Source organism: Streptomyces chiangmaiensis (assembly GCF_036281785.1).
GTDB lineage: Bacteria > Actinomycetota > Actinomycetes > Streptomycetales > Streptomycetaceae > Streptomyces > Streptomyces chiangmaiensis.
The window spans coordinates 18045-29004 of record NZ_JAYWVC010000103.1; the positions used below are offsets into that span (position 1 = coordinate 18045).

Below are 10960 nucleotides of genomic sequence, written 5' to 3' on the forward strand. Positions count from 1 at the left end.
CGTTCAGTACGCCCCGGTGCCCGCGATGACGGCGCGCACCGTGCGGACGAGAACGTCGACATCCACGGACGGCGACCAGTTGTCCACGTACCTGAGGTCCAGGGCGATCGTCTCGTCCCAGGACAGGTCGGAGCGGCCGCTGACCTGCCACAGGCCGGTGAGGCCCGGCTTCACGGACAGCCTGCGCAGTTCCACCTCGTCGTAGCGGGCGACCTCGTCGGGCAGCGGCGGCCGCGGGCCGACCAAGGACATGTGTCCTCGCAACACGTTGAACAACTGGGGCAGTTCGTCCAGAGAGTAGCGGCGCAGTACCCGACCGATGCGGGTGATCCGCGGATCGCAGCGGATCTTGAACATCAGGCCGTCCTGTTCGTTGGTCGCGGCCAGTTGGTGCCTCAGACGATCCGCATCGACCACCATGGTGCGGAACTTCGCCATGGTGAAGGGCACGCCGCCGCGGCCGATGCGCGTCTGTCGGTGTACGACGGGACCTGGGGAGTCCAGTCGCACGGCGAGGGCCACGGCCGTGAACACCGGAGCAAGCAGCACGATGAGCAGCGCCGCGCCCAGTCGGTCGGTCACAACCTTGAGCAGCGCCGCGAGTCCCCGTCTCAAGGGCGGCGCCACGTTCAGCATCGTCAGCCCGGCCACGGAGAAGACGCCCACGCGGCGCCCAAACACCTCTGTGAGGCCCGGTACGACCACGAACGGGCACTCCTCGCCATGCAGCGCCCACGACAGCCGCCGCAGGCGCGTTCCGGCGAGGTGTGGCCCCGGCACGACGAGGACCACGTCCACGCCGAGCCGCCGTGCCGCTTCCAGCACCGGGGCTGAGTCGGCGGACATGCGCGAGGGCGCCTGTCTGCCGAGGCGGGCCACGATCGGGGCGAGCACATGCGGGTCTGCTTCACCGATCGGGCACACACCGACGATCACGAACTCGTGGTCGGTCCGTCTCGCGAGGTGGCTCACCAGACCGTCGACGGCGTTCGGCTCCCCGATCACCAGGGCCCGGCGGACCGCCCGACCGCCGCGGCGGCAGTTGGCCAGATGACGGTGGAGCATCGTGTGCACGACGGCGCTCACCGGGGCGCAGGGCACCAGGGCGGCCAGTACGAGGAGGAAAGGGGACTCCTCGCCCGTCGCCGCCCTCACCACCGCGAGCAACCCGACCAGTACCAGCCAGTCCTGCAGCGCGGGGACAACGTTGTCGCCTTCAGCGAGGTGGCGTTCGGCGTATCGGTCCCGTGCGCCGCGGACCAGCAGCCATGCCCCGGCCGCCACCGTCGCGTACGCCGCGGCATGCGTGCTGTTGACCCATGCGACGGCCAGATACACGGGTAGTGCGGCGGCGACTGCGTCGCCGAGGACGGCGGCCGGCGCGTACCAGAAGGACTTGCCGGAACGGCGCCTGGCCGGTGGCTGCTCCCGGATGACCTGCGTCTGCGTGTGTCTTGCTGCCGGTACTTGGGGCATGGTCTCCCCGAACAGCCACATTCGCCCTCCAAATCGGATCAAAAAGGACTGTTCGAGTGTCTCTGGCTGTTCATCTGGGAGCGGGGCGCGACGCTGAGGCACGGGGAACTCTCACCCGATCTGCCCCGCCTTTCGTGGAGTCACCGGACTGTCCCGAGTTGCATTTACAGGTCTGTCAGTGACGGGCACGGACGAGGGGCCGGGGTCGCGCCCTGCGACCCCGGCCCCTCAGCGGCATACGAACGCCGGCTACTTCACCGGCTCCGGCTCCGGCGCGCTCTCCGCCTCCGCCTCGCCCGCCGGGTCGGCCGGCGTCTTGACGGAGTCGAGCAGCAGCTGGGCGACGTCCACGACCTGGATGGACTCCTTCGCCTGGCCGTCGTTCTTCTTGCCGTTGACCGAGTCGGTCAGCATGACCAGGCAGAACGGGCAGGCGGTGGAGATGATGTCCGGGTTCAGGGAGAGGGCTTCGTCGACGCGCTCGTTGTTGATGCGCTTGCCGATCCGCTCCTCCATCCACATCCGGGCACCGCCGGCACCGCAGCAGAAGCCCCGCTCCTTGTGACGGTGCATCTCCTCGTTCCGCAGGCCGGGGACCTTGCCGATGATCTCGCGCGGCGGGGTGTAGATCTTGTTGTGGCGGCCCAGGTAGCACGGGTCGTGGTAGGTGATGATGCCCTCGACCGGGGTGAGGGGGACGAGCTTGCCCTCGTCCACCAGGTGCTGCAGCAGCTGGGTGTGGTGGATGACCTCGTAGTCGCCGCCGAGCTGGGGATACTCGTTGCCGATCGTGTTGAGGCAGTGCGGGCAGGTCGCGACGATCTTCTTCGCCGATGTCGGCTTCTTCGACTCCGGCGTGACCTTGCCGTCGTCGTCCAGCTCCTCGCCGAAGGCCATGTTCAGCGCGGCCACGTTCTCCATGCCGAGCTCCTGGAACAGGGGCTCGTTGCCCAGGCGGCGGGCGGAGTCACCGGTGCACTTCTCGTCACCGCCCATGATCGCGAACTTGACGCCCGCGATGTGCAGGAGTTCGGCGAACGCCTTCGTGGTCTTCTTGGCACGGTCCTCCAGGGCGCCGGCGCAGCCGACCCAGTAGAGGTACTCGACCTCCGTGAGGTCCTCGATGTCCTGGCCGACGACCGGTACCTCGAAGTCGACCTCCTTGGTCCACTCCAGGCGCTGCTTCTTGGCCAGCCCCCAGGGGTTGCCCTTCTTCTCCAGGTTCTTGAGCATCGTGCCCGCCTCGGACGGGAACGCGGACTCGATCATGACCTGGTAGCGGCGCATGTCGACGATGTGGTCGACGTGCTCGATGTCCACCGGGCACTGCTCGACACAGGCGCCGCAGGTGGTGCAGGACCACAGCACGTCCGGGTCGATGACGCCGTTCTCCTCGACGGTGCCGATCAGTGGGCGTTCGGCCTCCGCGAGGGCCGTGGCGGGGACGTCCTTGAGCTGTTCGGCGGACGCCTTCTCCTCGCCCTCCATCGTCTTGCCGCCGCCGGCCAGCAGGTAGGGCGCCTTGGCGTTGGCGTGGTCGCGCAGGGACATGATCAGCAGCTTCGGGGACAGCGGCTTGCCGGTGTTCCAGGCGGGGCACTGCGACTGGCAGCGGCCGCACTCGGTGCAGGTGGAGAAGTCGAGCAGGCCCTTCCAGGAGAACTGCTCGACCTGGGAGACGCCGAAGACGTCGTCCTCGCCCGGGTCCTCGAAATTGATCGGCTTGCCGCCGCTCGTCATCGGCTGCAGGGCACCGAGGGCCGACTCACCGGTGGCGTTGCGCTTGAACCAGATGTTCGGGAAGGCGAGGAAGCGGTGCCAGGCCACACCCATGTTGATGTTGACCGAGACCACGATCATCCAGATGAACGAGACGCTGACCTTGATCCCGGCGAACAGGTAAACCAGGTTCTGCAGCGTGGAGACGTCGAGGCCCTTCAGGGCCAGGACGAGCGGGTACGACGCGAAGTACGCGGCCTCGTAGTGGTCCACGTGCTGCAGCGCGCCCTCCAGGCCGCGCAGCACGTAGATGACGACGCCGATGGTGAGGATGACGGACTCGACGAAGTACGCCTGCCAGGCCTTGGAGCCGGCGAAGCGGGACTTGCGGCCGGGCCGGGAGGGCAGGCTCAACAGGCGAATCGTGATGAGTACGGCGATGCCCAGCCCCGTCAGGACGGTGATGAACTCGACGTACATCTCCCAGGGCAGCCACCCGCCGATGAGCGGCAGCTGGAAGTCGGCCTCGAAGAGCTGGCCGAGGGCCTGGCCCAGCACCGGGATCAGCGTCAGGAAGCCCACCGCCACGAACCAGTGCGCGACGCCGACGACGCCCCAGCGGTTCATGCGGGTGTGGCCGAGGAACTCCTTGGCCACGGTGACCGTGCGCTGCTGGGGATCGTTGGTGCGGGTGCCGGCGGGCACGTTCTGTCCGAGCCGCACGAAGCGGTAGATCTGGCCGATGGCTCGGGCGAACAACGCCACGCCGACCACGGTCAGGACCAGCGACACGATGATCGCGGCGAGTTGCATTGGGGCTCCTCGGGCCTGCGAGGGGGGTCTCCTCGGTGTACGTCCTCTGTACTCCGGCGGAGAGATTACTAAGCGGTAACTTATGCAGTCCGTTCGAGAGTACCCACTTCTTCCATCGCACTGTAGTGGCGCAGGCGGTGATCTGCGTCGCTGTGCGGACCGCCTCAGGCGGGCACGAACTCCACACGGAACATTCTGGGCCAGAACTTCCCCGTGACGAGGAACTGGTCCGTGCCCGGGACGGCCGCGATGCCGTTCAGTACCGCCCCCCCGACGGTTTCGTCGTCGTGCAGCAGACCCGAGGCGTCGATGCTCGCCGTCACCGCGCCGGTGGCGGGATCGATGCGCACGATCCGGTCGCTGAAGAGCACATTGGCGTATACCGCGCCGCCCACACACTCCAGCTCGTTCAGCTCCGTCACGGGCCGGGTCCCTTCGGTCACGGTGACCTCGCCCGTCTTCGCGAGCGTACGGGGGTCCCGGAAGGTCAGTCGTGACGAGCCGTCGCTGGTCACCAGTCGGTGCCGGTCGCGCTGGAGGCACACCCCCCAACCCTCGTCGGGGTAGGGGACGCGGCGCAGCTCCGCGAGCGTGCGGGCGTCGCGTTCGATGGCGACCCGGTTTCGCCAGGTGAGGTGCCACAGGGTCCGGCCGAGCACGGTGACTCCCTCACCGAACAAGGGCGCGCGGAGGGCCACACGGACGTTGGGCTTCCTGCCCGGCAGCCCCGCGCGCACCGATGACCGGCCGGAGATGCCGGTGCTCTCGTACAGCGTGCCGCTGGCCATCTCGAGGCCCTGGGTGAACGCCCTACGGTCGTGCGGAAGGGTCGCGAGGACCTTGACCCGCAAATGCTCGATCCGGTGCGTGGCGGACTGCCGCCTACTCGCGGAGACAGCCGAGGCCCTGTCCACTTGATCGTCCGTGACCTGGTCTCCCCCAGTGCAAGTGGCGAGCAGTAGCCCACCTGTGAGAACGGCGGCCGTCGCCGTGCGACGCACGCGCTCAGACACGGCATACACCCCCGGGCTTCAGCGTGGCGCGCAGCGGCGTCACCAGGGGCTGCTGCAACAGGGCGGGGGTGGCGTCGGCGTGCGGCTCCAGCAGGTGCAGCACCAGGGTGCGGCTAGAGCCGGCGGGCAGTTCCATGTCGACCGTGTACACGGGATGGCCGCGTTCGAGGCCGGGTGCGATCATCACCGGGCGGCCGTCCACAGTGACGCCGGCGAGGTCGGCGCCGACGCCCGCGTAGTACGACACGAGGAGCCGGTTGTCGCCAGGGCGTGTGCGGTAGGCCGGGTGGTCATTCCGCAATGTGACGTAGCCGGGCAGGCCGGAGGTCGGGGCCCGGTTGGTCAGGGTCACGGTGACGGTGACGGCGCGCTCGCCACGAGTGCAGGCGCCCGCTTCCCAGACCAGGCTCCGGTCGAGGTAGTAGTCCAGCTTGGAGCCGGCCGCGTTGTTCACCACGATTCCGGCGAAGGGGCCGGGGGTGTCCGGGAGTGTGCCCGAGTACGGGCGCGACTCCAGCAGGCGCTGCTCGGCAGCGTGCGCGCTCCAGATCTTCAGCCGTCCGTCCCGCTGGGCGTCGTTCGCGGCGACGAGCAACGCCGGCAGTCGGCGCGTGTCGCGGGCCGCGGTCATCAGGGGCCCGGCGGCGGCGCGGGCCGCGTCGACGAAGAATGCCTTGCGCCGGGCGACGTCGGCGTAGCGCGCGTAGCTGGCCCGCTCGGTGAGGTCCACGACGTTGTCGGCGGTGAGCTTCGTGCCGTCGGCCATGCGGGCCGGACCGGTGACCCGCAGAAAACGGCTCAGCGTGACCGGGTCGACGGCGATCGCTCCGTCCACGCGCTCGCCGGTGTGCTCGCGCCACGCGGCGGCCCAGATGCGGGCCGCGTAGGGGAAGTGCGGGCTCGTGTTGGAGTTGGCCCACACGTGGGTGGGATCACTGCTCTGGTAGGTGGTGTTGAAGTCGGCTCCCAGGTCGACGTTCGCCTTCACCGTGGCCATCTCGGTGTTGTTGCCGAACCGCTCGAAGGACAGATGGCCCCGGTCGGCCCGCAGGATGGCGAAGGCCCCCGGCAGGCCCCCGGTGCCGCGTGCCTCGGCGATGTTCTGGAACGCGAGGAAATACCGCCGCTCTCCGTGCGCGCCGAGCATGGCCGGCAGGACCCGGGCCGCCGCGGAGGCGTCGGTCATCACCGGGGTGAGGCGGTCGAGCTGCCGCTGGAGACCGGCGCGGGCCCGGTCGGCCGCGGGTAGCCAGGTGGACCGGGGCAAGGCGCGTACGTCGCTCCGCACCTGGGCGGCGACGTCTGCCGCCCGGACGACGTCCGGCGCGTGCTGCTGCAAGGACATGAGCGCCTTGGACACCCCATCGCCGTCGCTGTCCGGTGCGGGTGCCAGGAGAGCGTTCGCCAGCGGGGACAGTACGTCGCCGGACAGGCGGTCCGCCGCGTATGCGGCGCCGCGCACCGTCTTGAACGGGTCCCCGAGGAAGGGCAGCACAGAGGCCGAGTACCAGGCCGGACCCGTGGTGAGGAGGTGCGCCCGCTCGGCATGGGCGGCCGCGGAACGTGCCGCCCGCTCCCGGTCCCGGGCCGGGCCGTGCGCCGACGCGGCGGTGACGGACTGCCGCAACGCGTCGAGATCCCGCTGGGTCGTGCTCAGTTCCGAACGGGCCAGCAGCCCGGTGACAGCGATCCAGACGGCGCCGGCCAGCGGCAGCGCTACGGCTGCCAGCAGGACGTACCTGGGCCTGCGCCAGCGAGCCGCTGCTCGGTCGGGGGAGCGGCCGGGACCGGGCACACGGACGGCGTCCCGACCGGGGCCGGGACGCCGTGGTACCGCCGTGAACTGGTCTTGCTCTGTCATGAGCTGCGGCGACGACGCGCGACCAGCAACGTGCCACCGCCGCCCGTGACCAGTGCCCCAGCGGCGCCGACCAATGCCAGGGCATGGTCACTGCCGGTGCGCGCGAGGCTCGGGAGTTGCAGGTTGCGGTCGTGTCTGCCGGATCCGTCCTTCGAGGCGCGTCCGCCGTGTCCCTGGGACCCGCCGTCGGATCCACGATGGTCCGGCTTGCCGGCCTCGCCCACCACCTTGATGAGGGCGGAGAGCGTCCGCTCCGGGTCGTGGGCGATCAGTTTGAAGGTGTGGTACCCGGGCTTGGTGCGAGGAGGGATGGTCACAGTCTCCTCCGTGAGGGTTCCGGTGCCGTCCGCCGTGAACCTGCCCAGGACGACCTCACGAGACAGCAGCACCGCGGTTACCGGCTGCCCGGGGGCAAAGCCCGATGCGGAGAAGGTCAGCGTGCCCCCGGCGGGCACCGTGACGGGTCTGACAGTGAGGCACACGGTGGCGGGGTACCCCGTGCACGTGGACTGCGCGTGGGCGGGCTGCGCTGCCACGAGCGGTACGGCGACAAGCACGGCAGCCGATGCCGCTGATGCCAGGGCGCCTCGCCATTTGGACGATGTCCTCATCTTCTTCACTCTCCTTGACTCAAGTACGGATCGGGCTGCAACGTGGGCCGTCATCAAGATCTGGATACATGGAATTAATGGGACATATCTGGATCGACTGGCATGACCGGGGCAGAAGGCACCGGATGATGTAGCGCTCGCATCTCGGTAAACCGCCCCGTGGGTCCGACCGGGTGACGGGGCGGTATGTGTCGGCAGGTCCGTTCGACGGCCTCCTGGGGTGGCTCCCCCCGATGACGTGGGCGATTGCCTATGTTCGGCTGCACGCATAGGGAACAGAACGCCCCGATACGGGTGGTTCCTTCGGTCTATGAGGGGTGCAGTTTGGATCTCCACGGATTCCTGAAGGCTCTTGCCAGACGCTGGCCGACCGTTGTGGTCTGCCTGGCTCTCGCGATCGGGGCGGCGTTCGCCGCCACCGCCCTGAGCACCCCCGTCTACGAGGCCAGGACCCAGCTCTTCGTCGCCACCCGTACCGGCGAGGACACCGCGCAACTGAATCAGGGTCAGAGCTTCTCGCAGGCACGTGTGCAGTCGTACGCCGAGATCGTGACGACCCGTCAGGTGACGGCGGCGGTGGTGGAGGAGCTGGGGCTGCACACCACGCCGGAGGAACTGGCCTCCCGGATCACCGCCCAGGCGCCGCTCAACACCGTGCTCATCGACATCACCGTCCGGGACACCGTGCCACGGCGCGCGGCACGCATTGCCAACGCGGTCGCCGACCGGTTCACCTCGGTGGTCGAGCGGCTGGAGACGCCCAAGCGTGTGTCGGGCTCGGGGCAGTCCGTCAGGAGCCGTATGTCGCCCGTCTCCCTGGGCGTGACCCAGGAGGCCGTCGCGCCCACCGCCCCGGTCTCGCCCCGCCCCGTACTGAACCTGGTCGCGGGCGTGCTCGGCGGCCTGTTGCTCGGGGCCGGTCTCGTCGCCCTGCGCGAGACGCTCGACACCACGCTCAAGACCGATGAGATGCTGGCTCAGTTCAGCGGGCTGCCCGTCCTCGGCACCATTCCCTACGACCGGAACGCCCCGAGGAACCCGCTCGTCACCACCGACATGCACTCCAGGCGCGCCGAGGCCTTCCGGAAGCTGCGCACCAACCTGCAGTTCTCTCAGGTCGACGACCCGCCCCGGCTCATCGTGGTGACGAGTTCGGTGCCCGGCGAGGGCAAGACCAACACGGCCGTGAATCTCGCCCTGTCGCTCGCCGAAGCGGGTGTGTCCACCTGCCTGGTGGACGCCGACCTGCGCCGTCCGTGCGTGGCCCCGACGTTCGGTCTCGTCCAGGACGCCGGTCTGACCACGGTGCTCATCGGTCAGGCCCGCCTCGAGGACGTGATGCAGCACACCGGTGGCCGGCTCTCGGTGCTCGCCAGCGGCGCCGTACCGCCGAACCCCACCGAACTGCTCGCGTCGGCACGGATGGAGGAGGTACTGCGCGAACTGGCGGAGGCCTACGAGATCGTGATCGTCGACTCCGCGCCACTGCTGCCGGTCGCCGACACGGTGGGACTCGCCTCGCTCGCCCAGGGCGCGCTGCTCGTCGTCCGTGCCGCGAAGACCAGCCGGGACCAGGTCCGTACCGCGGCGGAGTCGCTCGACCGCGTGGGCGTCCACGTCCTCGGAACCGTCTTCAGCATGGCCCCGGTTCCCAAGGGCGGCCGCTACGGCCACTACGGTGCCTACGGCCGGTACGGCGAACTGCCCGCGCCGCGTACCGGGGCCCCGCGGGACGAGGCCGTCGCGCCCACGAGGACGCATCACTCGAGCGAGACATGACCCGGGTCCTGTTCGTGTGCACGGGCAACGTGCACCGTTCGGTGCTCGCCGAGCGGTTGCTGGCCGCGAGGCTCCCGTCCGGCTCGGCCGTGCGGCCGGAGAGCGCCGGCACGGAGGCGCGGCCCGGGCCCGGCATGGAGAGGTCGACCAGGGCGGTGCTGGAGAAGCTGGGCGGGGACGGCTCCGGCTTCTTTGCCCGCCGGCTCACCGCGTCGCTCGTCGCAGGAGCGGGCCTGGTGCTCGGGCTCACGCGCGAGCACCGGGAGGCGGCCGTGCGCCTCGCGCCCTCGGCGATGCGGCGCTGCTTCACCCTCAAGGAGTTCGTGCGTCTCACCGCGGGGGGAGTCGACGGGGTGCGGGGCTGGACGGGGGCGGGTGGCGTGACGCCACCCGCGGAGAGGCGGTTCGTGGACCGAAGGGTGCCGGGTGGGGCACCGGACCGGTACGGTCCGGCCGGCGTGCACGGGGCGGCTCCCTGCGCGGCCGCCCCGGACACCGTCGACAGCGGAGCCCCGTTCAGGGAGGCCCCGGCCCCCGTTCTCGGTTTCGATGCCGTAGTGGCCGCCGCGGCGGCCCGCCGGGGCTCGACCGCCGCGGTTCCGGCCGCCGAGGACGACGTCCAGGATCCCTGGGCGCAGCCCTACGACGTGCTGTACGAGTGCGCCCGCGAGATCGACCGGGCCGCAAGCAGGCTGGCGCTGCTGTTGGGTGGTGGGAGCGCGAGGGTGTGAGGAATGCGGGTCTCGCAGCTGTGACCTGCAGTGTTTCCTTGGTTGCCGTGCGGCCTCGGACAAAAGTTGAGTCTGCTCGACTCAGGTCTGTTGACGCCGCCCGTTCCCTCATGCATCCTTGAGCCTGTTCCACTCAAGTCAGCTGGAGGAATCGAAATGGCACGTGCGGTCGGCATCGACCTGGGCACGACTAACTCCGTCGTCAGCGTTCTGGAGGGCGGCGAGCCCACCGTCATCACCAACGCCGAGGGTGCCAGGACCACGCCGTCCGTCGTCGCCTTCGCCAAGAACGGCGAGGTGCTCGTCGGCGAGGTGGCCAAGCGCCAGGCGGTCACCAACGTGGACCGGACCATCCGTTCCGTGAAGCGTCACATGGGCACCGACTGGAAGATCCAGCTGGACGGCAAGGACTTCAACCCGCAGCAGATCTCCGCGTTCATCCTGCAGAAGCTGAAGCGGGACGCGGAGGCGTACCTGGGTGAGAAGGTGGCCGACGCGGTCATCACCGTCCCCGCCTACTTCAACGACTCCGAGCGGCAGGCCACCAAAGAGGCCGGTGAGATCGCCGGTCTGAACGTGCTCCGTATCGTCAACGAGCCGACCGCGGCCGCCCTCGCCTACGGCCTCGACAAGGACGACCAGACCATTCTCGTCTTCGACCTCGGTGGTGGCACCTTCGACGTGTCCCTGCTGGAGATCGGCGACGGTGTCGTCGAGGTGAAGGCCACCAACGGTGACAACCACCTCGGTGGTGACGACTGGGACCAGCGCATCGTCGACTACCTGGTCAAGCAGTTCGCCGCCGGCCACGGTGTGGACCTCGGCAGGGACAAGATGGCCCTCCAGCGCCTGCGTGAGGCCGCGGAGAAGGCGAAGATCGAGCTGTCCTCGTCGACCGAGACCTCGATCAACCTGCCCTACATCACCGCGTCCGCCGAGGGACCGCTGCACCTGGAC

Annotated in this window: 8 protein-coding genes; 3 read left to right on the forward strand and 5 right to left on the reverse strand. The window is 69.5% G+C overall.

What is annotated here, in order from left to right:
* Positions 1-3: 3 nt before the first annotated feature.
* The 5 genes from VXC91_RS25750 to VXC91_RS25770 form a co-directional block, all read right to left on the reverse strand.
* The gene (locus VXC91_RS25750) at positions 4-1476 is read right to left on the reverse strand and encodes a sugar transferase (RefSeq protein ID WP_329509712.1); all 1473 of its coding nucleotides are present in this window, start codon (positions 1474-1476) and stop codon (positions 4-6) included.
* 249 nt (positions 1477-1725) lie between these two features.
* Positions 1726-4008: a (Fe-S)-binding protein gene (locus VXC91_RS25755; RefSeq protein WP_329509713.1), complete on the reverse strand. Its 2283-nt coding sequence runs from the start codon at positions 4006-4008 to the stop codon at positions 1726-1728.
* A gap of 164 nt (positions 4009-4172) precedes the next feature.
* Positions 4173-4922, reverse strand: a complete 750-nt coding sequence (locus VXC91_RS25760; protein ID WP_329509714.1) for a glutaminyl-peptide cyclotransferase — start codon at positions 4920-4922, stop codon at positions 4173-4175.
* Between the two features lie 91 nt (positions 4923-5013).
* Entirely contained in the window at positions 5014-6882 is a 1869-nt protein-coding gene (locus tag VXC91_RS25765; protein ID WP_329509715.1) for a DUF4012 domain-containing protein, read from the reverse strand.
* On the reverse strand, positions 6879-7493 hold the full coding sequence (locus VXC91_RS25770; RefSeq protein WP_329509716.1) for a hypothetical protein: 615 nt from the start codon (positions 7491-7493) through the stop codon (positions 6879-6881). Before VXC91_RS25770 ends, VXC91_RS25765 begins: the two co-directional genes overlap by 4 nt.
* A 324-nt stretch (positions 7494-7817) precedes the next feature.
* Between VXC91_RS25770 and VXC91_RS25775 the strand changes: the two genes are divergently transcribed.
* From VXC91_RS25775 to VXC91_RS25785, 3 genes are all read left to right on the forward strand, one after another.
* Positions 7818-9272: a polysaccharide biosynthesis tyrosine autokinase gene (locus tag VXC91_RS25775; RefSeq protein ID WP_329509717.1), complete on the forward strand. Its 1455-nt coding sequence runs from the start codon at positions 7818-7820 to the stop codon at positions 9270-9272.
* A complete protein-coding gene (locus VXC91_RS25780) occupies positions 9269-10003 on the forward strand; it encodes an arsenate reductase/protein-tyrosine-phosphatase family protein (RefSeq protein ID WP_329509718.1) in 735 nt (244 codons plus the stop codon). Before VXC91_RS25775 ends, VXC91_RS25780 begins: the two co-directional genes overlap by 4 nt.
* 156 nt (positions 10004-10159) lie before the next feature.
* Positions 10160-10960: Hsp70 family protein (locus VXC91_RS25785; protein ID WP_329509719.1), on the forward strand; the 801-nt coding region annotated here is incomplete at its 3' end.

Bases quoted from the DNA above. Each gene is read 5' to 3' on its own strand.
- VXC91_RS25770 (WP_329509716.1), bottom strand. From the start codon at position 7,493: ATGAGGACATCGTCCAAATGGCGAGGCGCCCTGGCATCAGCGGCATCG.
- VXC91_RS25765 (WP_329509715.1), bottom strand. From the start codon at position 6,882: ATGACAGAGCAAGACCAGTTCACGGCGGTACCACGGCGTCCCGGCCCC.
- VXC91_RS25780 (WP_329509718.1), top strand. From the start codon at position 9,269: ATGACCCGGGTCCTGTTCGTGTGCACGGGCAACGTGCACCGTTCGGTG.
- VXC91_RS25755 (WP_329509713.1), bottom strand. From the start codon at position 4,008: ATGCAACTCGCCGCGATCATCGTGTCGCTGGTCCTGACCGTGGTCGGC.
- VXC91_RS25750 (WP_329509712.1), bottom strand. From the start codon at position 1,476: ATGCCCCAAGTACCGGCAGCAAGACACACGCAGACGCAGGTCATCCGG.